At 42.1% G+C, this 25,065-nt stretch carries 26 protein-coding genes; 17 read left to right on the forward strand and 9 right to left on the reverse strand.

The genetic code is table 11. From position 1 onward, the window contains the following. Window positions 1-94 precede the first annotated feature (94 nt). From SORDD27_RS06710 to SORDD27_RS06730, 5 genes are all read left to right on the forward strand, one after another. Window positions 95-937 (forward strand): amino acid ABC transporter substrate-binding protein, encoded by an 843-nt coding sequence (locus tag SORDD27_RS06710; protein WP_000724966.1) that lies wholly within the window; start codon window positions 95-97, stop codon window positions 935-937. A 154-nt stretch (window positions 938-1,091) separates the two neighbouring features. Next, window positions 1,092-1,946: a MetQ/NlpA family ABC transporter substrate-binding protein gene (locus SORDD27_RS06715; protein ID WP_000694533.1), complete on the forward strand. Its 855-nt coding sequence runs from the start codon at window positions 1,092-1,094 to the stop codon at window positions 1,944-1,946. A 118-nt stretch (window positions 1,947-2,064) separates the two neighbouring features. Continuing rightward, complete coding sequence (locus tag SORDD27_RS06720; protein WP_061428218.1) at window positions 2,065-3,438, forward strand: M20 family metallopeptidase; 1,374 nt, start codon at window positions 2,065-2,067, stop codon at window positions 3,436-3,438. Next, window positions 3,431-4,492, forward strand: coding sequence for a methionine ABC transporter ATP-binding protein (locus tag SORDD27_RS06725; RefSeq protein ID WP_061428220.1), 1,062 nt, complete (start codon window positions 3,431-3,433; stop codon window positions 4,490-4,492). Before SORDD27_RS06720 ends, SORDD27_RS06725 begins: the two co-directional genes overlap by 8 nt. 1 nt (window position 4,493) lies before the next feature. Next, the gene (locus tag SORDD27_RS06730) at window positions 4,494-5,186 is read left to right on the forward strand and encodes a methionine ABC transporter permease (RefSeq protein ID WP_061428222.1); all 693 of its coding nucleotides are present in this window, start codon (window positions 4,494-4,496) and stop codon (window positions 5,184-5,186) included. 28 nt (window positions 5,187-5,214) lie between these two features. On the opposite strand, the gene SORDD27_RS06735 is transcribed toward SORDD27_RS06730, so the two are convergent. After that, on the reverse strand, window positions 5,215-5,784 hold the full coding sequence (locus tag SORDD27_RS06735; protein WP_061421488.1) for an MptD family putative ECF transporter S component: 570 nt from the start codon (window positions 5,782-5,784) through the stop codon (window positions 5,215-5,217). Window positions 5,785-5,917: 133 nt separating this feature from the next. On the opposite strand from SORDD27_RS06735, the gene SORDD27_RS06740 reads away from it, so the two are divergent. The 5 genes from SORDD27_RS06740 to nrdI all read left to right on the forward strand — a co-directional run bounded on the left by SORDD27_RS06740 (window position 5,918) and on the right by nrdI (window position 10,623). After that, on the forward strand, window positions 5,918-6,532 hold the full coding sequence (locus SORDD27_RS06740) for a YesL family protein (RefSeq protein WP_061428224.1): 615 nt from the start codon (window positions 5,918-5,920) through the stop codon (window positions 6,530-6,532). After that, on the forward strand, window positions 6,510-8,171 hold the full coding sequence (locus tag SORDD27_RS06745; protein ID WP_081103402.1) for a sensor histidine kinase: 1,662 nt from the start codon (window positions 6,510-6,512) through the stop codon (window positions 8,169-8,171). The genes SORDD27_RS06740 and SORDD27_RS06745 overlap by 23 nt, the downstream gene beginning before the upstream one ends. A gap of 20 nt (window positions 8,172-8,191) precedes the next feature. Then, complete coding sequence (locus SORDD27_RS06750) at window positions 8,192-9,478, forward strand: response regulator transcription factor (RefSeq protein WP_061428226.1); 1,287 nt, start codon at window positions 8,192-8,194, stop codon at window positions 9,476-9,478. A 58-nt stretch (window positions 9,479-9,536) separates the two neighbouring features. Next, window positions 9,537-10,076, forward strand: a complete 540-nt coding sequence (locus tag SORDD27_RS06755; protein WP_061421485.1) for an ABC transporter permease — start codon at window positions 9,537-9,539, stop codon at window positions 10,074-10,076. Between the two features lie 76 nt (window positions 10,077-10,152). Further along, on the forward strand, window positions 10,153-10,623 hold the full coding sequence (gene nrdI / locus SORDD27_RS06760) for a class Ib ribonucleoside-diphosphate reductase assembly flavoprotein NrdI (protein ID WP_061428228.1): 471 nt from the start codon (window positions 10,153-10,155) through the stop codon (window positions 10,621-10,623). Window positions 10,624-10,704: 81 nt separating this feature from the next. Here nrdI and SORDD27_RS06765 read toward each other — a convergent pair whose 3' ends face one another. The 3 genes from SORDD27_RS06765 to argS all read right to left on the reverse strand — a co-directional run bounded on the left by SORDD27_RS06765 (window position 10,705) and on the right by argS (window position 14,511). Further along, on the reverse strand, window positions 10,705-11,967 hold the full coding sequence (locus SORDD27_RS06765; RefSeq protein WP_061428230.1) for an NRAMP family divalent metal transporter: 1,263 nt from the start codon (window positions 11,965-11,967) through the stop codon (window positions 10,705-10,707). 198 nt (window positions 11,968-12,165) lie between these two features. Then, a complete protein-coding gene (locus SORDD27_RS06770) occupies window positions 12,166-12,411 on the reverse strand; it encodes a hypothetical protein (RefSeq protein ID WP_000084865.1) in 246 nt (81 codons plus the stop codon). 408 nt (window positions 12,412-12,819) lie between these two features. Further along, window positions 12,820-14,511, reverse strand: a complete 1,692-nt coding sequence (gene argS / locus SORDD27_RS06775) for an arginine--tRNA ligase (protein WP_061428231.1) — start codon at window positions 14,509-14,511, stop codon at window positions 12,820-12,822. A gap of 154 nt (window positions 14,512-14,665) precedes the next feature. Here argS and argR point away from each other — a divergent pair, with 154 nt between their 5' ends. Continuing rightward, window positions 14,666-15,112 (forward strand): arginine repressor, encoded by a 447-nt coding sequence (argR, locus tag SORDD27_RS06780; protein WP_001231483.1) that lies wholly within the window; start codon window positions 14,666-14,668, stop codon window positions 15,110-15,112. A gap of 50 nt (window positions 15,113-15,162) precedes the next feature. Further along, a complete protein-coding gene (gene mutS / locus SORDD27_RS06785; protein WP_061428233.1) occupies window positions 15,163-17,697 on the forward strand; it encodes a DNA mismatch repair protein MutS in 2,535 nt (844 codons plus the stop codon). A 42-nt stretch (window positions 17,698-17,739) separates the two neighbouring features. Here the strand turns inward: mutS and SORDD27_RS06790 are convergent, their stop codons facing one another. Together SORDD27_RS06790 and SORDD27_RS06795 are read right to left on the reverse strand one after the other, a co-directional pair. Continuing rightward, complete coding sequence (locus SORDD27_RS06790; protein ID WP_061428235.1) at window positions 17,740-18,198, reverse strand: DUF3021 domain-containing protein; 459 nt, start codon at window positions 18,196-18,198, stop codon at window positions 17,740-17,742. Then, entirely contained in the window at window positions 18,195-18,635 is a 441-nt protein-coding gene (locus tag SORDD27_RS06795; protein WP_049504669.1) for a LytTR family DNA-binding domain-containing protein, read from the reverse strand. Before SORDD27_RS06795 ends, SORDD27_RS06790 begins: the two co-directional genes overlap by 4 nt. Window positions 18,636-18,843: 208 nt before the next feature. Between SORDD27_RS06795 and mutL the strand changes: the two genes are divergently transcribed. Then, entirely contained in the window at window positions 18,844-20,793 is a 1,950-nt protein-coding gene (mutL, locus tag SORDD27_RS06800; RefSeq protein ID WP_061428237.1) for a DNA mismatch repair endonuclease MutL, read from the forward strand. Between the two features lie 152 nt (window positions 20,794-20,945). Here mutL and SORDD27_RS06805 read toward each other — a convergent pair whose 3' ends face one another. After that, entirely contained in the window at window positions 20,946-21,443 is a 498-nt protein-coding gene (locus tag SORDD27_RS06805; protein ID WP_061428239.1) for a helix-turn-helix domain-containing protein, read from the reverse strand. A gap of 158 nt (window positions 21,444-21,601) precedes the next feature. Here SORDD27_RS06805 and ruvA point away from each other — a divergent pair, with 158 nt between their 5' ends. From ruvA to SORDD27_RS06825, 4 genes are read left to right on the forward strand one after another with little or no spacing between them, the layout of a single operon-like run. Beyond that, window positions 21,602-22,195: a Holliday junction branch migration protein RuvA gene (gene ruvA, locus SORDD27_RS06810; RefSeq protein WP_061428241.1), complete on the forward strand. Its 594-nt coding sequence runs from the start codon at window positions 21,602-21,604 to the stop codon at window positions 22,193-22,195. Further along, a complete protein-coding gene (locus SORDD27_RS06815; protein ID WP_061428242.1) occupies window positions 22,195-22,764 on the forward strand; it encodes a hypothetical protein in 570 nt (189 codons plus the stop codon). The genes ruvA and SORDD27_RS06815 overlap by 1 nt, the downstream gene beginning before the upstream one ends. Window position 22,765: 1 nt before the next feature. Then, entirely contained in the window at window positions 22,766-23,326 is a 561-nt protein-coding gene (locus SORDD27_RS06820; RefSeq protein WP_061428243.1) for a DNA-3-methyladenine glycosylase I, read from the forward strand. Continuing rightward, window positions 23,327-24,001 (forward strand): CPBP family intramembrane glutamic endopeptidase, encoded by a 675-nt coding sequence (locus SORDD27_RS06825; protein ID WP_061428244.1) that lies wholly within the window; start codon window positions 23,327-23,329, stop codon window positions 23,999-24,001. It begins immediately after the preceding gene. Between the two features lie 71 nt (window positions 24,002-24,072). On the opposite strand, the gene SORDD27_RS06830 is transcribed toward SORDD27_RS06825, so the two are convergent. Together SORDD27_RS06830 and SORDD27_RS06835 are read right to left on the reverse strand one after the other, a co-directional pair. Then, window positions 24,073-24,336 carry a SemiSWEET family transporter gene (locus tag SORDD27_RS06830; protein WP_000166112.1) on the reverse strand — a complete coding sequence of 88 codons (264 nt, stop codon included), beginning with the start codon at window positions 24,334-24,336 and terminating at the stop codon, window positions 24,073-24,075. A gap of 73 nt (window positions 24,337-24,409) precedes the next feature. Then, window positions 24,410-25,065 (reverse strand): S66 peptidase family protein (locus SORDD27_RS06835; RefSeq protein ID WP_462217664.1); only part of this gene is annotated, 656 nt, incomplete at its 5' end.

Here is a 25,065-nt window from a genome sequence, read left to right on the forward strand (position 1 = left end):
AAAAAAAACCTATCACCGAGATAGATATCATATAATGGCGAAAAAAAATATTTTCTGTTAAGATAGTAAAGTATTCTATTTTGGAGGAAATGATATGAAAAAAATCGTCAAATATTCATCTCTTGCTGCTCTAGGACTTGTTGCCGCAGGTGTACTAGCAGCTTGCTCAGGCGGAGATAAGAAAGATACTGCAACTAGCGAAGCAGCATCTGGTAAGAAAGAAATTATCGTTGCAACCAATGCTTCACCAAAACCATTCAACTACGAAGAAAATGGCGAGTTGACTGGTTATGAGATTGAAGTAGTCCGTGCTATCTTTAAAGACTCTGACAAATACGATGTCAAGTTTGAAAAGACAGAGTGGTCAGGTGTCTTTGCAGGCCTTGATAGCGACCGTTATCAAATGGCTGTAAACAATATCAGTTATACCAAAGAACGCGCTGAAAAGTACCTTTATGCAGCTCCAACTGCTAAAAACCCTAACGTTCTCGTTGTGAAGAAAGACGACGACAGCATCAAGTCACTTGATGATATCGGAGGCAAGTCTACTGAGGTCGTTCAAGGGACAACATCAGCTAAACAGCTAGAAGATTATAACAAACAACACGCAGACAATCCAACTATTCTTAACTACACCAAGGCTGATTTCCAACAAATCATGTCTCGTTTGAGCGATGGTCAGTTTGACTACAAGATTTTTGATAAGATCGGTGTTGAAACAGTTATCAAGAACCAAGGTTTGGACAACTTGAAAGTCATTGAACTTCCAAGCGACCAACAACCTTACGTTTACCCACTTCTTGCTAAAGGTCAAGATGAGTTGAAATCATTTGTAGACAAACGTATCCAAGAACTCTACAAAGACGGAACTCTTGAAAAATTGTCTAAACAGTTCTTCGGAGACACTTATCTCCCAGCAGAAGCTGATATTAAATAGTGGTATGAAATCATCCAGTCTGAGAAAGGCGGATGATTTCTCAATTTTTAGGTATATAGTTTCAAACTATATGTCTGCCTATCTAATAACAATTTGCTAAATCAAATAAAGTATGAGATACTATTACGGTATTATTTTTAAAGGAGATAGAATCATGAAAATTAAAAAATGGCTCGGTGTAGCAGCTCTTGCTACAGTCGCAGGTTTGACTCTTGCAGCTTGCGGAAATTCAGAAAAGAAAGCAGACAACGAAACAGTTGTCAAAATTGCAACAGTTAACCGTAGCGGTTCTGAAGAAGCGCGTTGGGATAAAATCCAAGAATTGGTTGAAAAAGATGGAATTAAATTGGAATTCACAGAGTTCACAGACTATTCACAACCAAACAAGGCAACTGCTGATGGTGAAGTAGACTTGAATGCTTTCCAACACTACAACTTCTTGAACAACTGGAACAAAGAAAACGGGAAAGACCTTGTAGCGATTGCAGATACATATATCTCACCAATCCGCCTTTACTCAGGTAAAAATGGGGAAGAAAACAAGTACACCAAAGTGGAAGAAATCCCAGATAACGGTGAAATCGCCGTACCAAACGATGCAACAAACGAAAGTCGTGCACTTTACTTGCTTCAATCAGCTGGTTTGATCAAATTGGATGTTTCTGGAACTGCACTTGCAACAGTTGCGAACATCACAGAAAATCCAAAGAACTTGAAGATTACTGAATTGGACGCTAGCCAAACAGCACGTTCATTGTCATCAGTTGATGCTGCCGTTGTAAACAATACCTTCGTTACAGAAGCAAAATTGGACTACAAGAAAGCACTCTTCAAAGAACAAGCTGATGAAAACTCAAAACAATGGTACAACATCATTGTTGCGAAAAAAGATTGGGAATCATCACCTAAGGCTGATGCCATCAAGAAAATTATCGCAGCTTACCACACTGATGAAGTGAAAAAAGTTATCGAAGAAACATCAGACGGTTTGGACCAACCAGTTTGGTAATAAGACACAGGGAGGTGGGAGAGAGTTTCCACCTCTTGCTTTTGTATAGAGAGTTGATTTTAAAGAGGCACTTGTGGTCGTTCTGAGGACACAAGTACGTAGTAGAAAGAGAGAGAAAATGGTTTTTCCTAGCGAACAAGAGCAGATTGAAAAATTTGAGAAGGATCATGTGGCCCAACATTATTTTGAAGTCTTGCGCACCTTGATTTCCAAGAAATCAGTCTTTGCCCAGCAGGTTGGACTCAATGAAGTCGCAAACTATCTGGGTGAGATTTTCAAGCGTGTAGGGGCTGAAGTGGAGATTGATGAGAGCTACACGGCTCCCTTTGTCATGGCGCATTTCAAGAGTTCGCGTCCGGATGCCAAGACCTTGATCTTCTATAATCACTATGACACCGTGCCAGCGGATGGCGACCAGGTGTGGACAGAGGATCCTTTTACCCTTTCTGTGCGAAATGGCTTTATGTATGGACGTGGGGTTGACGACGACAAGGGCCACATCACGGCTCGTTTGAGTGCTCTGAGAAAGTATATGCAGCACCATGATGATCTGCCTGTCAATATCAGCTTTATCATGGAAGGGGCAGAGGAGTCTGCTTCCATGGATCTAGATAAGTATTTAGAGAAACACGCAGACAAACTTCGTGGGGCGGACTTGCTAGTCTGGGAACAAGGGACCAAGAACGCCTTGGAACAGCTGGAAATCTCTGGCGGAAACAAGGGAATTGTAACCTTTGATGCTAAGGTAAAAAGTGCGGATGTGGATATCCACTCAAGTTATGGTGGTGTCGTGGAATCAGCACCTTGGTATCTCCTACAGGCTCTAAGTAGCCTGCGCGCTGCAGATGGTCGTATCTTGGTAGAAGGCTTGTACGAGGATGTTCAAGAGTCAAATGAACGAGAACTAGCCTTGGTAGATACCTACGCCCAACGCAATCCTGAGGAAATTAGTCGCATTTATGGTTTGGAATTGCCTCTCTTACAAGAGGAACGTGCAGCCTTTCTAAAACGTTTCTTTTTCGAGCCAGCCCTTAATATCGAAGGGATTCAGTCAGGTTATCAAGGGCAAGGGGTTAAAACGATTTTGCCAGCAGAAGCCAGTGCTAAGCTAGAGGTTCGTTTGGTTCCTGGCCTAGAACCGCATGATGTTCTGGAAAAAATTCGGAAACAGCTAGACAAAAATGGCTTTGATAAGGTAGAATTATACTATACCTTGGGAGAGATGAGCTATCGAAGCGATATGAGCGCGCCAGCCATTCTCAACGTAATCGAGTTGGCCAAGAAATTCTATCCACAGGGCGTTTCAGTCTTGCCGACAACAGCGGGGACAGGACCGATGCATACGGTCTTTGACGCCCTGGAGGTGCCAATGGTGGCTTTCGGTCTAGGAAATGCCAATAGCCGAGACCATGGTGGAGATGAAAACGTGCGAATCGCCGATTACTACACCCATATTGAATTAGTAGAGGAGCTGATTAGAAGCTATGAGTAGAGATATTATCAAGTTAGATCAGATCGATGTGACTTTTCACCAAAAGAAGAGAACCATCACAGCGGTCAAAGATGTGACCATTCACATCCAAGAAGGGGATATCTACGGAATCGTTGGATATTCTGGAGCGGGGAAATCAACCCTTGTACGGGTGATTAACCTCTTGCAAAAACCATCTGCAGGGAAAATTACCATTGATAACGACGTCATTTTTAACGGCAGAGTGACCTTGACTGCAGAGCAGTTGCGTCGTAAGCGTCAAGATATCGGGATGATTTTCCAACACTTTAATCTTATGAGCCAGAAAACGGCCGAGGAAAATGTAGCCTTTGCCCTCAAACACTCTGGACTCAGCAAGGAAGAAAAGAAAGCCAAAGTAGCTAAGTTATTGGATTTGGTTGGCTTAGCGGATCGTGCTGAAAACTACCCTTCACAACTATCAGGAGGGCAAAAACAGCGTGTGGCCATTGCGCGTGCCTTGGCAAATGATCCGAAAATTTTGATTTCAGACGAGTCAACGTCTGCCCTCGACCCTAAGACAACTAAGCAGATTTTGGCCTTGTTGCAAGATTTGAACCAAAAATTAGGTTTGACGGTTGTCTTGATTACGCATGAAATGCAGATTGTCAAAGACATTGCCAACCGTGTGGCGGTCATGCAGGATGGCCGTTTGATTGAAGAAGGAAGTGTTCTTGAAATCTTCTCAAATCCTAAACAACCTTTGACACAGGACTTTATCTCAACAGCTACAGGTATTGATGAAGCCATGGTTAAGATTGAGAAGCAAGAAATCGTAGAGCATTTATCTGAGAACAGTATCTTAGTGCAGCTCAAGTATGCAGGGGCTTCGACAGACGAACCACTTTTGAATGAATTGTACAAACATTACCAAGTAACGGCCAATATCCTCTATGGAAATATCGAAATTCTCGATGGCACTCCCGTTGGAGAATTGGTTGTGGTCTTGTCAGGTGAAAAAGTATCGCTAGCAGGTGCTCAAGATGCCATCCGTCAGGCTGGCGTCCAACTAAAAGTATTGAAGGGAGGACAGTAAAATGACAGAGTTGATTCAAACTTACTTACCAAATGTCTACAAGATGGGCTGGTCAGGCCAGGCAGGCTGGGGAACGGCTATCTACCTAACTCTTTATATGACAGTTCTTTCCTTCATCATCGGAGGGTTCTTGGGGCTGGTGGCAGGTCTTTTCCTCGTCTTGACAGCGCCAGGCGGTGTCTTGGAAAATAAGGTTGTCTTCTGGATTTTAGACAAGATTACCTCTATTTTCCGTGCGGTTCCCTTCATTATCCTCTTAGCAATCATGTCGCCACTTTCTCACTTGATTGTGAAGACGAGTATCGGTCCAAATGCAGCCCTTGTCCCCCTTTCTTTTGCGGTCTTTGCCTTCTTTGCCCGTCAGGTGCAGGTGGTCTTGGCTGAGTTAGATGGTGGTGTCATTGAGGCTGCTCAAGCAAGCGGAGCGACCTTCTGGGATATCGTGGGTGTTTACCTATCAGAAGGTCTTCCAGATTTGATTCGTGTGACGACAGTGACCTTGATTTCCCTTGTTGGAGAAACAGCTATGGCGGGAGCAGTTGGAGCTGGTGGTATCGGTAACGTAGCCATTGCCTATGGATTCAATCGCTACAATCACGATGTGACCATCTTGGCGACCATCATTATCATCTTGATTATCTTTACAATCCAGTTCTTGGGAGATTTCTTGACCAAGAAATTAAGTCATAAATAAAAAGAGCCGAAGGGCTCTTTTTTAGTGATTAGATTTTGTGTGTAAACTTTTTACTAATGGCTTGTCCAAGCAAAGCACCAATCAAGGCACAAAGGAGAATGCTTGCGACAAAGAGAAAAATTTTGTCTAACTCTGGAGCGACCATGATACGGTCAATGTATTCCTGAGATTTTCCACGAGCGAGGAGAGCTGCCTCGTAGGATGCTGGATTGATCCACATGAGGAGGATAGGACCGCTTGTGCTAAAAGCAAAGACGAGGAAGGAGAAAAGATTTTTGATCTTATCCTGATAGTGGCCGAGGCGAGCGGTGGCATCTGCTGCAAGACCGCAGGCGATAGCTGGTAGAAAGGCTCCAGCGCCGTGTTTGCTAGCTAGGAAAAAGAGAGCCATAAAGAGCCCGAGAGTGGTAATGGCACCAAAACGAGGAACTTTTACCAGAAGAAACATGTAGACGCTACCCCCAACAAGGGCTGAAAAAGCCGGAGCATAGAACATATTGCCCGTTGAGTCAACCAAGTGACCAAGTACTACTCCAATCCCTAGACAGAGGAAATAAAGGACGACAGCTAAGAGGGTGGTTAAGATATTTTTCTTCATGAGTTTCTCCTTGATATAAACTAACAAAATCAATTGTATCACGCTTTTTGAGGATTGTAAATGGGAGTTCTATATTTTTGAAAACGTTTGAAATATGATATAATAGTTACATCGTTAGTTTAAGGAGAGTAGCATGGGAAAATTTCTAGAATTCGTCTTTAATCGTATCTTTTTGGGAATGATGGCGACGGCTTATTTCTGGCTATTAACACTAGCAGGAGGAGTGATTTTTGGTTTGGCCCCAGCTAGTGCTACCCTGATGAGTTTGTATGCGGAGCATGGGTATACCTATCGAGCCTACCATTTGAAGGAAGCTTGGGAATTGTATAAGAGTAATTTTGTCAAGAGCAATCTGGCTTTCTATAGTTTTGTGTTTGTGGATCTTGTCCTAGTTTATGGTTTGTATCTTCTAGTTCAATTGCCCCACCAGACGATTTTCCACCTTTTGGCGACCTTTCTCAATGTCCTTGTAGTCGCTCTTGTCTTTCTAGCCTATACTGTTTCCTTGAAACTTCAGGTGTACTTTGATTTATCCTACCAAAATACCTTGAAACTGTCCCTTATAGGGATTTTTATGAGCTTACCTGCGATTGCCAAGGTTTTACTCGGGTCTGCACTCCTTGTAGGAGTTGGTTATTATATGCCTGCCTTGCTCTTTTTTGTAGGAATTGGAATGTGGCATTTCTTTATCAGTGATATGTTGGAACCTATTTATGAAAGTATCCATGAAAAATTGGCGACAAAATAGAATGAAGCAGTTTTGGCTTCACTCTCTTTTACGGATTTATAGTTTGGTTATGATCGTGGTCATTGCCAGTTTTGCGATTATGCTATCGTATGCTGACTGGGACTCGCGTGAGAAAGAGGCCCAACGGGTTGCAGAACGTGTGACCACTCGGACAGTGAGTGAAGTGGAATACTATCACAGAGAATCAACCCGACTTGCTCAGTCTTTGGTTGAAAATCAGGCCCGCATCGAAGGAATTTACAAGTATTTCAGTCTCAGCACACCAGACTACTTCTATTGGCAATTAGAGCGTAAAACTTCACCTTATATCTCGGTTTCCCTGTATGAAAATATTGATGACCTCTATGTTCGGAATGATTTTGTGACTGGAGTGGCTATTGTTCTTCAGGACTATAAGGAAGTCTATGTTTCGACTAGAGAAAAACGCAGTGGGAAGAAAGTTCCTGCGGAGGGTTTTAAGCCGACAGCCAATAGTTTTGCCATTCCTGTTTCCGATCCTGTGTCTGACAAGGATTTAGGAGTGATCTATATCTCTCTATCCCCAAATGTTTTACATGGCGCTATTGACAATACTCGGGGTCATATCCCAATGGCTGTAACAGTAACTTCGCCTTTTGAGACTGAGATGTTCCATATTGGGGAGAAGGTCTCAGCCGAGCGAGAAAACTGGTTTGTAGGTGTCACCTCTCACGGTTATCAGGTTCGAGTTGCTGTTCCTAAAAATTTTGTTCTTACAGGAACTTTGACGAGTTCAGCTGTCATTATTGGGCTAAGTATTCTCTTTATCATCATTTTGTACGTGACCCTTAGACAGACTTTTTCAAATTACCAAAAGCAGGTCGTAGACCTAGTAGATTCGATCGAGGTGATTGCTCAAGGGGAAGAAGGCCTTCGAATTGATACCTCTGAAAAAGACCAAGAGTTGCTTCTCATTGCAGAAACAACCAATGATATGTTGGATCGCCTGGAAAAAAATATCCATGATATCTATCAGCTAGAGCTCAGCCAAAAAGATGCCAATATGCGAGCCCTGCAGGCTCAAATCAATCCTCACTTTATGTACAATACTCTAGAGTTTTTACGGATGTATGCCGTCATGCAAAGTCAGGATGAACTGGCGGACATTATCTATGAATTTAGCAGCTTGTTACGCAACAATATCTCCGACGAGCGGGAAACGACCCTGAAGCAGGAGTTAGAATTTTGCCGAAAATATAGCTATCTCTGTATGGTGCGTTATCCTAAATCCATTGCTTATGGTTTCAAGATTGAACCAGAATTGGAAGAAATGAGGATTCCAAAATTTACACTCCAACCATTAGTAGAAAACTACTTTGCCCATGGTGTTGACCATCGCAGAACGGATAATGTCATCAGTATTAAAGCCTTGAAGGGCCAAGGCTTCGTTGAAATCCTAGTGGAAGACAATGGTCGAGGAATGCCCGCTGAGAAACTAGCTAGCTTGCAAGAAAAATTAGCTCAGCGAAGTTTTGAACACGAGGCAAGCTATAGTGGGGAGCGGCAATCAATTGGAATAGTAAATGTACACGAACGCTTTGTTCTCTACTTTGGGGATCGCTACCAAATCAGTGTAGAGTCAGCTGAACAAGAAGGTGTTCGTTACCATATCACTATCTAGGATGAATAGAAAGGGTAGAAATGTATAAAGTTTTATTAGTAGACGATGAGTACATGGTGACAGAGGGGCTCAAGCGATTAATCCCCTTTGAAAAATGGGATATGCAAGTCGTCGCAACAGCTAATCACGCAGATGATGCTTTGGACTATGTTAAGAAAAATCCAGTAGATGTGGTCATTTCCGATGTCAATATGCCAGATAAGACCGGACTTGAGATGATTAGGGAAATGAAAGAGCTACTTCCAGATACCTATTATATCTTGCTGTCTGGTTATCAGGAGTTTGAGTACGTTAAAAAAGCCATGAACCTTAGTGTCGTGGATTATCTGGTCAAACCAGTAGACAAGGTGGAGTTGGGCCATTTATTAGAAAAGATTGCGCGACAGCTTCAGGAAAAGGTGGAACAAAGTCAGACCCTCAGTCAAGAATTGGATGAGACAGGATTTACGAACTACCTGTCAGGTAAAGACAGCTGGTGGATTGGTCTATCCAAGGAAAAGCAAGGTTCTTTTACCATTCCTTACTATGTTTTGGGGCAAGATTGGCAGATTTTCATCTCTGATCAACCGCTCGATGGCATCGTCGTGACACCATTTGAAGCACCCTACCAGCAGTCCTTTGAGAATTGGAAGATCAACGCTGAAAAAGCCCTCTTCTACGGTTCTGTTAATCTAGAAAAATCCGAAAGTTTGTTTGCTTATTACGAGCCGATTTATCGGGTGATTATCCAAGGGAATATCAATCAAATCATCGAAGAATTAACCTTGCTAGAGAAGGTCGTCTTGGAGAATACCCCGCGCGTGGCCATCACGAAGCAGCTCTTCACCCAGTTTGTCATGGATGTCTTTCATTTATTTGAACACCTAAAAGCAGATGATATGACCGAGATTGTCAAAGCTATCCATGCCATTAACACCTTTGAAGAATTGGTTGCCTATATCAAAGAAACTTTGACCAAGTTTTTTGGCCAGTACCGCATGAATGAAAATGTGGTGAGCGTTCTGGAAGTGATTGGGCGTGATTATCAGAAAGAGCTCTCACTTAAGGATATTAGCAAGGAACTCTTTATCAATCCTGTCTATCTCGGTCAGCTGATTAAGAGGGAAACCAACTCAACCTTTGCGGAATTGCTCAATAAACAGCGAATTAAGGCAGCGCAGCAACTCTTACTGTCGACCAGTGATAGCATCGAAGATATTTGCTATGCAGTTGGCTATAGTAATGTTGGATATTTCTACAAAGTTTTCCGTAAATTGTGCGGAAAATCACCGAAAGCTTATCGGAAACAAGTTGAAACCAGCTTGTAAAAGTTGTATTCCTGTACAAAAAATGCTATAATGTTCAAAATATCTTATGGAGGAAAACATGAAAAAGAATCCTATTTATCTTTGGGTTTTGTTAGTCCTATCAGCCCTCATTTCATCTATGTCATTATTTGGAATCTTGAGTCCATTGCCAAGTAAAGATGTGCTTCGTGCGAGCCTGGCGAATAGCGGGACGCTTACTGCCCAGCAATTAGAAGACACAGTCAACTATACTTATCAAGTAACAGCGTCATCGCACTCTATTTTTAATACGTTGTTGATTGTTTTATCTGCAATTTTAGTTGTAGTAGCCTTTGTATTTCTAGTACGTAAAAATGTGCAATTCGCAAACTATGCTTATATTGGCTATGTTCTACTAGCGATTGTTGGTTTGGTTTATAGCTATATGAACGTTCAAGATGCGGTTCAATTAATCAAAGATACTACTCTCGGCTTAGGAATGGGAGCATTAGCACAAGGAACGAATATTTTGTTCATCATTATTAATGTTCTCTTTTTAGCCTTAGTCTTTTACAAGATGTGGCGCCAACAAAAAGATTTGGCCGAAGAAGTCGAAGCAGAAGCAGAAGAAGTTGCCTAAGTATTGACAAAAAAGAACTATCAAGTTACAATCTTGGTAGTTCTTTTTAAATCGTAAACAAAAAATCGAGGTCAACATGAAAAAAATATCCTTAGTGTATATCAGTCTGAGTGGGAATACAGAGAGTTTTGTAACCCGACTCAAGGACTATCTCTTGTCCCAGTACGAAGGGATTGGGGTCCAAAAAATCCATATCAAGGACCTAGTCAAGGAAGGTCAAGAATTCTTTGAAATGGAACATCCCTATGTCGCTTTCTTGCCGACCTATCTGGAAGGTGGAAATGGTGTCGATAACGGCGATGTTGAGATTCTAACGACTCCAGTGGGCGACTTTATCGCTTATGGAGACAATGCTAGTAAGTGTTTTGGGGTAGTGGGATCTGGCAATCGCAATTTTAACAATCAATACTGCCTGACAGCCAAGCAGTATAGCCAGCGCTTTGGCTTCCCGGTCCTAGCAGACTTTGAAATGCGTGGTATGCTGGGAGATATTAAAAAAGTCGCAGCGATTATCGCGGACTTGTATGAGTTAGAAACAGAAAAATAAAGTAGTACTGAGGGGCAGTTGAGATTTTCAACTGCTTTTGAGTATGCAAAAAGCACCCCCGTAAGGGTGCCATTTTATATACTATCCTGCTTTTCCGATGGCAAGTGCATAGATAAAGAAAATAGCAAAGCCAAAGAGAAAAATCAATCCTGCGATAGCAAGGAGTTTTAGCCAGGAAGGAAGATTTTTATTCTCACGTGTCACCAATACATAGTTCAAAAGAGCGAAGAATGGTGTTGTTAGGAAAGAACCGATCATGGCAAAGCGAAGCATGGTTGAAACTTGTCCAGCAAAGAATTTAATAATTACGATACCAATGATAGCGGTAATGGTCATCCAGATGTTCAAAGATTTGCGAGTATCCTCTTTTTGACGAATCAAGAGTCGTAGCGATTCCTGATTGACACGAGAGTAGCCATCGATAACGGTGATGACCGTTCCAAAGATACAGAGAAAGGCGATAAAGGTAATCAAATAACGAGACCATTCTCCAAGAACAGAGGCATACATACCCACAAACTGAGAAATGTACTTGGCTGAAGCGGCTTCAACTGCTTGTCCTGTAGGATACTGAATAAGCGCTCCTAGTGCCACGAAGAATACAGCTAGGATAGCAGTTCCAATGTAACCAACGTTAAAGTCGAAAAGGGCGTCCTCTGTATTAAAGTTGACAGTCTTTTTCTTTTCAGCAGACCAGAGTGAATTGATGGCTGAAATTTCAATAGGAGCAGGCATCCATCCTAAGAGGGAAACGATGAAAGGGAGGGCCGCCATTTGCCAAGGTGTCTTTTCGACAAAATCAGAGCTGTATTCTGGATGCTTAATTGCTGCAATGATAACTGCAAGAACAGTTGCAATAGTCAAAGCGGACATGATCCATTTTGCCATACCATCCAATAGTTTGTAGCCACCAAAGAGTAGCATGGCCCAAATGACTGCAACAAGGATAAGGGACCATTGAGTGATGCTAAGTCCAATCATTGGGAAGGCGCTAGCGATGATGGCTGAGCAAAGGATAGCGACTCCAGCTGTGTTGACCATAGCAGAGAAGACATTGAGGACAAAGAAAATCCAGAGATAGAGTTTTCCTTTTTCAGCATAGCCTTCGACCAAGGTTTTACCAGTGTCGGCAGTATATTCGGCACCAAAACGGAAAAATGGATATTTAAAAACATTGGCCAAGATAACCAAGAGGAGTAGTGACCAACCATAGGAACCACCAGCTTGAGTAGAGGATACAATGTGAGAACCTCCAACGGCAGCAGAAGCCATTAGGATTCCTGGCCCCATTGCCTTTAGTTTGCTTGCCCAGGTTGACTGGTTTGATAACGTAACTTGTGACATAATAAACGCTCCTATTTTTGAATTTTCAGAATAATCTGAATAGATAGCTACTATTCTACAAAAAACTTAAAGGAAATGCAAGAATATTTTGAAAAAATACAGAAAATTACAGAAAACTTTACATGCATTAATGAAATTTCTCCAAGGAGAATATGGTTAAGACTAAAAAATCCGAGAAGAAAGCTTCTCGGATTTTGATTATTTCAATTGATCTGTAACGTCTTTTGAGAGCAACATTCCCAGATGGTAAGTTTTATTGATATGTGCAATGACATCATTGATATTTTCAGTCGTGTGAATTTTCTCTTTGATGTCAGACCTAAATGTCTCGTCCTTCAAGAGTTGCTCTTGGTAGAGTCTTTGAAGTCTTTCCTTCTCGTACTTATTGAGCAGAAAAAGGAAAACCAAGCTAAGTACAACGAGGATATAAGCATATTGGCTCATAGGAAATCTCCCAGTGTGATAAAGAAATAGTAAAAGTGAATAAATTGTTTCATTAAACAGCTGCAAGGCCGAACAAAATATAAATGTTATTTTGCCTCAATCTTTCAGATTGCTTTCAAGTAATTTAAAAGATTACGACATGAGCCTAACCAAATCGCTATTATTTGGTCTGGTGAATTAGTAAAGCGTTTGGGCAACTCGTACTGGTTACGACGTAAAGAAACATAAATCGACAATATTTATGTTTCATTACTAGTGAAGCGCCTAGCCAAATCACCATAGTTACGACGTCATGACCTCTAAATCGATTATATTTAGGGGTCATGACTAGTGAAGCAGTTAGCTAGTCCGCATATAGCGGCTAGCGTCTAACAATTAGGAACTTTAGTTCCAATTGTTAGTACTGAATCACATCTTCTCTGGCGCTTCTACCCCGAGCAAACGAAGAGCTTCTTTGAGGACGACTGCGGTTGCGTAGCTGAGGGCCAGACGACTGTCGCGCTCAGGACTTTCATCTAGGATACGTGTATGTGCATAGTACTTGTTGAAAGCTTGAGCCAAACTAATCGCAAATTTCGCAATGATAGAAGGTTCAAAATTATCTGCTGCACGATTGATAATACGTGGGAAGTCTTGGAGTAGCTTAATGATTTCCCAGCTTTCAGCATCATTCAGGCTGTAGTTGCCAGCTGTACCTGGTTTGAAATCGGCTTTGCGCAAGATAGATTGGATACGAGCGTAGGCGTATTGAACGTAAGGTCCAGTTTCTCCTTCAAAGGATACCATAGCTTCAAGGTCGAAGTCATATCCATTTGTACGGTCGGTCTTAAGATCATAGAACTTGATAGCCCCAACTCCAACAGCGTGGGCAACCTGGTCTTTATTTTCTAACTCAGGATTTTTCGCCTCGATTTGGGCCTTGGCACGACTAACAGCCTCAGCGATAGTCGGTTCTAGCAAGATGACATTTCCTTTACGAGTAGAGAGTTTTTTCCCTTCTTTTGTTACCAATCCAAACGGAACATGGACAATGTCTTGGCTCCAATCGTAGCCCATCTCTTGTAGTACTGCCTTGAGTTGTTTGAAGTGGGCAGATTGCTCTTGACCAACAACATAGATGGATTTTGCAAATTGGTATTCGTTTTTACGGTAGAGGGCTGCAGCCAAGTCACGTGTGATATAGAGAGTTGCACCATCAGATTTTTTGATAAGGGCTGGGTGTTCAATTCCATATTTCTCAAGATTGACAACTTGGGCTCCCTCTGACTCAACAAGAAGTCCTTTTTCAGCGAGAATATCTACAACAGCATCCATCTTATCGTTGTAGAAGGCTTCTCCGTTGTAGCTGTCAAATTTGACTTGCAATTCATTGTAAAGGCGGTTGAATTCCACTAAACTTTCATCACGGAACCATTGCCAGAGAGCGAGGGCTTCCTCATCTCCATTTTCCAGTTTGCGGAACCATTCGCGTGCTTCTTCATCCAAGCTAGGGTCTTTTTCAGCTTCAGCATTGATGCGAACGTAGAGTTTAAGAAGTTCATCGATTGGATGTGCTTTAACGGCTTCCTCATTTCCCCATTTCTTGTAGGCAACGATCAACATTCCAAACTGTTTGCCCCAGTCTCCTAGGTGGTTGACCTTGACCGTTTGATAACCGATTTTTTGGAAAATATGTGATAAGCTATCTCCGATAACTGTTGAACGCAAGTGCCCAATAGAGAATGGTTTTGCGATATTGGGACTAGACATATCGATAACGACATTTTCTTGCTTGCCAATGGTTTGGTCAGCATAGTGATCTTTTTCAGTGATAACATCCTGTAATACCTGAGCCGAAATAGCAGATTTATCAAGGAAAAAGTTGACGTAAGGTCCTGTAGCAACAACCTTTTCAAAGGCTTGACTATTGATTTTTTCAGCAATATCTGTTGCAATCATTTGAGGAGCTTTACGCTCGACCTTTGCTAGAGAAAAGGCAGGGAAGGCGATGTCTCCCATTTCTGAGTTTTTAGGTGTTTCCAGTAAATTTAAAATAGCCTCTTGATCCAGGCTATCAATGACGCTAGCCAACTCGCTAGCAATCAATTCTTTTGTATTCATAAGGGCTCCTTTTGGGCTTTTTTACTATTTTAACACAATTTACTACATTTTTTGAGAAAGAAAAGAATTTTTTTGAATTATCTATTTTTTTTGGTATAATGTAGTTATAAAATAAATGTAAAACTTGTTATAAATATTCACTTAAGAGGATAATATGAGAAAAAGAGAACGGCATCAATTGATTAAAAAGATGATCACCGAAGAAAAACTTGGGACACAAAAAGAGATTCAAGATCGTTTAGAAGCTCGTAATGTTTATGTGACACAAACGACTTTGTCACGTGATTTGCGTGAAATCGGCTTGACCAAGGTTAAGAAAAATGATATGGTGTATTATGTACTAGCAAATGAGACAGATAAGATTGATTTAGTTGAGTTTTTGTCTCATCATTTAGAAGGAGTTGCAAGAGCAGAGTTCACCTTAGTACTTCATACCAAACTTGGGGAAGCTGCAGTCTTAGCAAACATTGTAGATGCAAACAAGGATGAATGGATTTTAGGAACGGTTGCTGGTGCTAATACCTTATTGGTTATTTGTCGAGACCAGCACGTTGCCAAACTGATGGAAGATCGTTTGCTAGATTTGATGAAAGATAAATAAGGTCTTGGGAGTTGCTCTCAAGACTTATTTTTAGCAAGGAGAGACGGAAAATGGCAACAGAAAAGCTATCACCCGGCATGCAACAGTATGTGGATATTAAAAAACAATACCCAGATGCTTTTTTGCTTTTTCGAATGGGTGATTTTTACGAGTTGTTCTATGAAGATGCAATTAATGCAGCGCAAATTTTAGAAATTTCCTTAACGAGTCGGAATAAAAATGCAGAAAATCCGATACCCATGGCGGGTGTCCCCTATCATTCTGCCCAGCAGTATATCGATGTTCTGATTGAGCAGGGCTATAAGGTAGCCATAGCCGAGCAGATGGAAGATCCCAAACAAGCAGTTGGTGTTGTCAAGCGAGAGGTGGTCCAGGTCATCACACCTGGAACGGTCGTTGATAGCAGTAAGCCGGATAGTCAGAATAATTTCTTGGTTGCCTTAGATCGTGATGGCAATCAATTTGGTCTGGCTTATATGGATCTGGTGACAGGTGATTTCTATGTGACGGGGCTATTGGATTTCACGTTGGTTTGTGGGGAAATTCGCAATCTCAAGGCTCGAGAAGTGGTGCTGGGTTATAACTTGTCTGAGGAAGAAGAACAAATCCTCAGCCGTCAGATGAATCTGGTGCTTTCTTATGAGAAGGAAGGCTTTGAGGATATTCATTTACTGGATCCACGTTTGGCAGCTGTGGAGCAAGCGGCAGCTAGTAAGCTGCTCCAGTATGTTCACCGTACCCAGATGCGGGAATTGAACCATCTCAAACCAGTTATCCGCTATGAAATCAAAGATTTCTTACAGATGGACTATGCGACCAAGGCTAGTTTGGATTTGGTTGAGAATGCCCGTTCAGGCAAGAAGCAAGGCAGTCTTTTCTGGCTTTTGGATGAAACCAAAACAGCTATGGGGATGCGACTCTTGCGTTCTTGGATCCATCGTCCTTTGATTGATAAGGAGCGAATCATCCAACGTCAAGAGGTGGTGCAGGTCTTTCTTGATCACTTCTTTGAGCGCAGTGATTTGACAGACAGTCTCAAGGGTGTTTATGACATCGAACGCTTGGCTAGTCGGGTTTCTTTTGGCAAGACCAATCCCAAGGATCTCTTGCAACTAGCGACCACCTTGTCTAGTGTACCACGGATTCGTGCGATTTTAGAAGGCATGGAGCAACCTGCCCTGGCCTATCTTATCAAACAGTTAGATGCCATTCCAGAGTTAGAGAGCTTGATTAGTGCTGCCATTGCTCCTGAAGCTCCTCACGTGATTACGGAAGGTGGCATTATCCGTACGGGATTCGATGAGACCTTAGACAAGTACCGTCGTGTACTCAGAGAAGGTACGAGTTGGATTGCTGAGATTGAGGCTAAGGAGAGAGAAAACTCTGGCATCAGTACGCTTAAGATTGACTACAATAAAAAAGATGGTTACTATTTCCATGTGACTAATTCGCAACTGGGAAATGTTCCAGCCTACTTTTTCCGCAAGGCAACGCTGAAAAACTCAGAACGCTTTGGAACTGAGGAATTGGCCCGTATCGAGGGAGATATGCTGGAGGCGCGTGAGAAGTCAGCCAACCTAGAATATGAAATCTTTATGCGTATCCGTGAGGAAGTCAGCAAGTACATCCAGCGTTTGCAGGCTTTAGCACAAGGAATTGCGACCGTTGATGTCTTGCAAAGTCTGGCGGTTGTGGCTGAAACCCAGCATTTGATCCGACCGGAGTTTGGAGACGATTCACAAATTGATATCCAGAAAGGGCGCCATGCAGTCGTCGAAAAGGTCATGGGAGCTCAGACCTACATTCCAAACAGTATCCAGATGGCAGAAAATACCAGTATTCAGCTAATTACAGGGCCCAACATGAGTGGGAAGTCAACCTACATGCGCCAGTTAGCCATGACTGCGGTTATGGCCCAGCTGGGTTCTTATGTGCCGGCAGAAAGCGCCCATTTGCCGATCTTCGATGCCATCTTTACCCGTATCGGAGCAGCAGATGACTTGGTTTCAGGTCAATCAACCTTCATGGTGGAGATGATGGAGGCCAACAATGCCATTTCGCATGCGACCAAGGACTCCTTGATTCTCTTCGATGAATTGGGACGCGGAACGGCAACTTATGACGGAATGGCTCTGGCCCAGTCCATCATCGAATACATCCATAAACATATCGGAGCTAAAACCCTCTTTGCGACCCACTATCATGAGTTGACTAGTCTGGAGTCCAGTTTGGAACACTTGGTCAATGTCCACGTGGCAACCTTGGAGCAGGATGGACAGGTTACCTTCCTTCACAAGATTGAACCAGGGCCAGCTGACAAATCCTATGGTATCCACGTTGCTAAGATTGCTGGTTTACCAGCAGGACTTTTAGCAAGGGCGGATAAGATATTGACTCAACTGGAGAATCAAGGGACGGAAAGTCCTGTTCCAATGAGAGAAACAAGTGCTGTTACTGAACAGATGTCACTCTTTGATACGCCTGCAGAGCATCCTATTCTAGCAGAATTAGCTGAACTGGATGTTTACAATATGACACCTATGCAGGCTATGAATGTTTTAGTCGAGCTCAAACAAAAATTATAAAAAGAGTCCCACTCATGCATTTGTGAGTGGGATTTTTCTCTATTACTTTTTATGGGCCAAGAGTTGATTGATGTGGTCTACTTTTTTAGCTTCTCTTTTATAGAGAATAGCCCAGATGATGAGGTAGACAATCGCAAACTCTGGAATAAGCTGGAGATAGAAGGTCCAGTGGAAGGGGAACCAACCAGCCAGAGTTGCTAGTGGAACAAAGCCAGCCAGCATGAGGAAGAAATGGGAAAGTGTTGCACGGAGTAAGCTCCAGTCACGGCTGAATAAGCGGCTGCCAAAGCTAAAGAGAACGCCGATAGCTGACCAGATGATCATGCAGTAGAGCAAGACCAGAGCACCGTGAACCTGATGTTGCACTATCACTTGTCCGACTATAGAATCGGGACTAAGTGGAGCGTAGGTATTTGGTGCATAAATGAGTGAAAAGAGGATAGAGAGGATGAGGCCGATAAGTACACCAGCGGCTGCATCGTGAAAGATTTGTTTTTTCATAGTTCTAATTTCTCCTTGATGGTTTTTAGGTAACGGCGTGAAGAGTAGGTAAAGCTTTCGTTTTTGAGAAAGATTTCGACTAGGCCGTTGGGAGTTAGTTTGAGATGAGAGATAGCGTCAATATTAACGATTTCAGATTGGGAAATTTGGATAAAAGTGGTCGGCAGAATTTCAAGAACTTGATAGAGACGCAAATCAATGGTATAGGTCTGAGATGCAGTTTCTGCTAGAACCTTGCGATTCTCGATATAGAAGCGTTGTATCTTACAAATCTTAACTAGATAGACCTGATCATCAATCTTTCCTTTGATTGTTTCTTTTTGGTCAAGATTTTCTGCGAACTCGATGACTTTCTGGACTTTTTCGGTCGGCTGAGGAGTTTGGACAATCAGTTTTTCCTCCTCATAAGTCTCCTTAATCTGTAATTCTACTTTCATAAATTTCCCTCCTTTTCAGTTATACAAGGTTGTGATCACTTCCTGTACACCTTTATTAAACACTATTTTACGACCCATGGCAAGAGCTTTTGTCTATATGGAGAGATTTGGAGTCTATGTGGTATTTGCTTTTTCTGATAGCATTTGAAATATGGTATAATAGCACTAATCAATTTCTAGGAAAATAGATACAGAAAGGGGCTGAAAGATGTCTCATATTATTGAATTGCCAGAAGTGTTGGCAAACCAGATCGCGGCAGGAGAGGTCATTGAACGTCCTGCCAGTGTGGTCAAAGAGTTGGTAGAAAATGCCATTGATGCGGGTTCTAGCCAGATTATCATTGAGATTGAGGAAGCTGGTCTTAAGAAGATCCAAATCACAGATAATGGCCATGGAATTGCCCACGATGAGGTTGAATTGGCCCTGCGTCGTCATGCAACCAGTAAGATAAAAAATCAGGCAGACCTCTTTCGGATTCGGACGCTCGGATTTCGAGGTGAAGCCCTGCCTTCTATCGCTTCTGTCAGTGTCTTGACTTTGTTGACGGCGGTGGATGGTGCGAGTCATGGGTCCAAGCTCGTTGCGCGTGGGGGAGAAGTTGATGAAGTCATCCCAGCGACTAGTCCTGTTGGAACCAAAGTTTGTGTGGAGGACCTCTTTTTCAATACACCTGCCCGTCTCAAGTATATGAAGAGCCAGCAAGCGGAGTTGTCTCATATCATTGATATTGTCAACCGTCTGGGTTTGGCTCATCCTGAGATTTCTTTTAGTTTGATCAGTGATGGCAAGGAAATGACACGGACAGCAGGGACTGGTCAACTACGCCAAGCCATCGCAGGGATTTATGGTTTGGCGAGTGCTAAGAAGATGATTGAAATTGAGAACTCTGACTTAGATTTTGAAATTACAGGTTTTGTGTCTTTACCTGAATTAACCCGAGCAAATCGTAACTATATCAGCCTCTTCATCAATGGCCGTTATATCAAGAACTTCTTGCTCAACCGTGCTATTCTTGACGGCTATGGCAGTAAACTTATGGTGGGCCGTTTTCCACTGGCTGTCATTCACATCCATATCGATCCTTACCTAGCAGATGTCAATGTGCATCCAACCAAACAAGAAGTGCGGATTTCTAAGGAAAGAGAACTGATGGCGTTAGTCTCAGAAGCTATTTCAAATAGTCTCAAGGAACAAGCCTTGATTCCTGATGCTTTAGAAAATCTTGCCAAGTCGACCGTGCGTAATCATCAAAAGGTGGAGCAGACCATTCTCCCACTCAAAGAAAATACGCTCTACTATGAAAAAACAGAACTCTCAAGACCTAGTCAAGCTGAGGTGGCTGATCATCAGGTTGAATTAACTGAGGAGGGTAGGGACCTAACCTTGTTTGCTAAAGAAACTTTAGACCAATTGACTAAGCCAGCAAAACTGCATTTTGCAGAGAGAAAGCCTGCTAACTATGGCCAATTAGACCATCCAGAGTTAGATCTTGCTAGCCTCGATAAGGCTTATGATAAGCTGGAGCGAGAAGAAGCATCGAGTTTCCCAGAGTTGGAGTTCTTCGGACAGATGCACGGGACTTATCTTTTTGCCCAAGGGCGAGATGGACTCTACATCATAGACCAGCACGCGGCTCAGGAACGAGTCAAGTACGAGGAATACCGTGAAAGCATCGGCAATGTTGACCAGAGCCAGCAGCAACTCCTAGTGCCCTACATCTTTGAATTTCCTGCAGATGATGCTCTTCGTCTCAAGGAAAGAATGGCACTTTTGGAGGAAGTGGGTGTATTTTTAGCAGAGTACGGAGAAAATCAATTCATCCTGCGTGAACATCCTATTTGGATGTCAGAAGAAGAGATTGAGTCAGGCATCTATGAAATGTGCGACATGCTGCTCTTGACCAAGGAAGTTTCGATCAAAAAATACCGAGCAGAGTTAGCCATCATGATGTCCTGCAAGCGGTCTATCAAGGCCAACCATCGTATCGACGACCACTCAGCTAGACAGCTGCTTTATCAGCTTTCTCAATGTGACAATCCCTATAACTGTCCTCATGGACGTCCCGTTTTGGTGCATTTTACCAAGTCAGATATGGAAAAAATGTTCCGACGCATTCAGGAAAATCACACTAGTCTTCGTGAGTTGGGGAAATATTAAGAACACAAAAAGCCATTGTTCCTTTTGAACAAGGCTTTTTAGTTTTTCTAAGATGGGAACTTTGATTGGGTATGGGCAACTTGACACGAGGTTTACACTTGCTTGACAAGACCAGTCCTATAAAAAGTGTTGTGAAAACTGAACTAGGTGATTCAAGGTTTTGTAGAGTCGTCTTTGTCGGAAGGATTCTCAGGACCAATCACCTTATCAAGATAACGTTGTTTGGTTTTGAGAGCCTTGTTGATAGCAACTGCAGACGCAATCAAGAGAACGAAGGTCAGCCAAATCCAGGCGGTGAATTCAGCTGGGAAACTAGAACCAGCTAAAAAGAGATAGATAGCCAGAGCCAAGACGAAAATATAAATCACTTGCCAGAGACCATAGGATTTAACCTCTTTATAGTATTTGTCCTTATCTTTCTCCAAAATCACTTCCGTGGAATCTTTTTCAGAGTTTTCATCCAGTAGCAGATAGTCAGTTGTCACTTGGAAAATCTTGCTTAATTCAATGATTTTTTCGATTTCTGGAAGAACTTGACCAGACTCCCATTTTGAGATGCTTTGCCGAGAAACATTGATTTGTTCTGCTAGCTTTTCCTGGGACCAACCTTTTTCCTTTCTGAGTTCAAATAGTTTTTCTGCGAGTTTCATGATTCTATCCTCCTTTTCTACCTCTATCCTAACAATTTTTACTTATAATGAGAATACAATCTCCTGTACTATTTGTCAACCAGAGGTTGCACCTTTTGTTGCAGTCTGTCTTGGGGAAATATGGTATACTAGATAGGCAAAATAATGGAGAAAAAACTATGTACGAATATTTAAAAGGAATCATTACCAAAATCACTGCTAAATATATCATCCTTGAGGCAAATGGTATCGGTTATATCTTGCATGTAGCCAATCCCTATGCCTACTCAGGTCAGGTCAATCAAGAAACTCAGATTTATGTGCACCAAGTTGTTCGTGAGGATGCCCATCTGCTCTACGGTTTTCGATCAGAAGATGAGAAGAAGCTCTTTCTTAGTCTGATCTCGGTTTCTGGGATTGGTCCTGTGTCAGCTCTTGCTATTATTGCTGCCGATGACAATGCTGGCTTGGTTCAGGCGATCGAGACTAAGAACATCACCTACTTGACCAAGTTCCCTAAAATTGGCAAGAAAACAGCCCAACAGATGGTGCTGGACTTGGAAGGCAAGGTAGTCGTGGCTAGTGATGACCTTCCTGCCAAGGTGGCAGTGCAAACCAGCGTTGAAAACCAAGAACTGGAAGAAGCTATGGAAGCCATGTTGGCACTGGGCTACAAGGCGACTGAGCTCAAGAAAATCAAGAAATTCTTTGAAGGAACGACGGATACAGCTGAGAACTATATCAAGTCGGCCCTTAAGATGTTGGTGAAATAATGGGAATTGCTCGAATTAGTTATGCTGAAAGCAAAAATGTTAACAATAATATAGCCCTAAGATTTAGGAATGGTAAGATAGAAGATGTCTGGCTAGACTGTAAAATTTTCCCTTTGTATTGTAAATATTGTGAACAAACTCAAACGGAATTATTTTTACATATGTCGTCTCGATATGGTCAAGTAGGACCGATTCCTTGTGAATTTTGTAATCGTGATATAACGGTTGTAGATAGTGATACTTATGTTGATGGAATAGAGGTGAGTGGTGATCCCTGTTCCTTTCAACACCTCTATTTGTTAAGTGCAGACTACATTGAATGGTTTGAAGAATGGTATGGTATAACTCTGGCTTCAGAAAGTTTTTTTGAAGATTGGACTGATTGGATGTCTGTAGACCAGCTTCGAGAACAGATTGAAACATTAACTGGAATAGAAACAGATAGTCAATCAAGGTATCAAACAGATGAGAAATTTAACCCTCTGCCACCAGATATTAATCGTTGGATTAATTTATTGGATAAGTCGAGTATCCCCTTACCTGGCTATGCTTTAAAGATTGGAGAATAATATGACAAAACGCTGTGGTTGGGTTAAAATGAACAACCCTTTATATGTAGCCTATCATGATGAAGAGTGGGGCCAACCTCTTCATGATGACCGTGCTCTTTTTGAGTTGTTGTGTTTGGAAACTTACCAGTCGGGTCTATCTTGGGAAACGGTACTAAACAAACGCCAAGGATTCCGAGAAGCATTTCATGGCTATCAAATTCAAGCGGTCGCGGAAATGACAGATGGGGAGTTGGAAGCCTTGTTAGAGAATCCAGCCATCATCCGAAATCGTGCCAAGCTCTTTGCGACGCGTGCCAACGCCCAAGCATTTTTACAAATCCAGAAAACCTTTGGCTCTTTTGACGCTTATCTCTGGTCCTTTGTTGAGGGAAAAACGATCGTGAATGATGTTCCTGACTATCACCTAGCACCTGCTAAAACAGTCTTGTCTGAAAAATTAGCTAAAGATCTCAAAAAACAAGGATTCAAGTTTACAGGTCCAGTCGCAGTTTTGGCTTTTCTTCAGGCGGCAGGTCTGGTTGATGACCACGAGAATGATTGTGAGTGGAAGGGGAGATAAATAATGTCTAATAAACATAAGGGAATCCTTATTTTTGCGATTCTCTATACAGTTCTCTTTGTATTTGATGGCGTTAAATTGCTGGCTTTCTTGATGCCATCTGCTATTGCAAATTATCTAGTTTATGTAGTACTAGCTCTATATGGCTCTTTCTTGTTTAAGGATCGATTGATCAAACAATGGAATGAGATTAGAAAGACTAAAAGGAAATTCTTCTTTTGCGTCTTAACAGGATGGCTCTTTCTCTTTCTGATGACTTTTGTCTTTGAATTTGTATCAGAGATGTTGAAGCAGTTTTTTGGGCTAGTCGGACAAGGTCTAAACCAGTCGAATATTCAAAGTACCTTTCAAGAACAACCAATACTGATAGCAGTTTTCGCCTGTATCATAGGACCTTTTGTGGAAGAACTCTTTTTCCGTCAGCTCTTGTTACATCACTTGCAGAAACGTCTGTCAAGTTGGCTAAGCATTCTTCTGGTAGGACTTGTTTTTGCTCTGACTCATATGCACAGTTTGGATTTATCCGAGTGGGTCAGTGCAGTCGGTTATCTAGGTGGAGGCATTGCCTTTTCTATCATCTATGTGAAAGAAAAAGAGAATATTTATTATCCTCTAGTTGTTCATATGTTAGGCAATAGCCTTCCCTTGATTATTTTAGTTATCAGTAGTATGTGACGTTTTAGTAGTTATACAAGAGAAAAAGCTGAGAATCTCCTCTCAGCTTTTTGATTATATGCTAGTAATTTTTATAGTGCAGTGAGAAATGTCAGTCCACCTAAGACAACGCCGGCTGAGTTTGGAATAATTAGTATCCAATCCTTCTTAGGTTCTTTTGTCCATCCGTAAATAACCCAAATTAAACAAGATACTGCTGCGGATAAAGGCTGAAATGGTTGAGCCTTGTTGCCTTGTAAATTGGCAAAAATTTGTGGGATGTAGGCGATAAATACAATAATCCCGATAAAGGCCCCGATTGAACCGACAATTTGATTTATTTTTTGTTTAGTCATATACACCTCCTTCAAAAAGATATCATAGAAATTAGCGAAAATCAATACAAAAGCATAAAAATGGAGAAATTGTTTATTTTTTGTTATAGTCAAAGCGAATGACTTGCTCTTTTGCATCCACATAAGCATAGACGCCAAAGGGTACAATGGCTCTTGGTGTGGCGTGCCCAACGTTTAGATTATAGACAATTGGGATATTGCTGTCAACGATGCTCATTAGTGCCTCTTTATAGTCGTCATAGAAGGCTTCATCCATTGGCTTTCCGACCAAGAGTCCACTGATGACCTCAAATACCCCAGTTTCTTTCAAAGCCAGCACCATCTTTTTGAAGTTTTCCGGCTCAGGCTTCTCTTCGCTTGTTTCTAACAAAAGAATCTTTCCTTCCCAGTCGGATAAGTCAGGGAAGAGTTTGTACTTTTGGCAGAGCTCCGTGCTATCTACGTATCGAGAATTGTCAAAGATATCATAGAGGGATTCAAGGCAACCGCCGAGAATTTCTCCCTCAAACTGGGTATTTCCTTGTAACAAATCAAAGCCTGTATTTACATGACTGATACGAGCTGTTCCCAGGGCCTTGGGACTAAAATCAGTTCGTTCCTCATACCAAACGTCGCTAGGGCGGATTTCTGAGATTCTTCCAGTCTCAATCAGTTCTTTAAAGTAGTGAAAGCTATAGGGCAACATCTCCTTGTCCAATTCACAAATGTCTGCTAGAAAGGATTGCCCAT

Origin of the sequence: Streptococcus oralis (assembly GCF_001579025.1) — a bacterium.
Lineage (GTDB): Bacteria > Bacillota > Bacilli > Lactobacillales > Streptococcaceae > Streptococcus > Streptococcus oralis_X.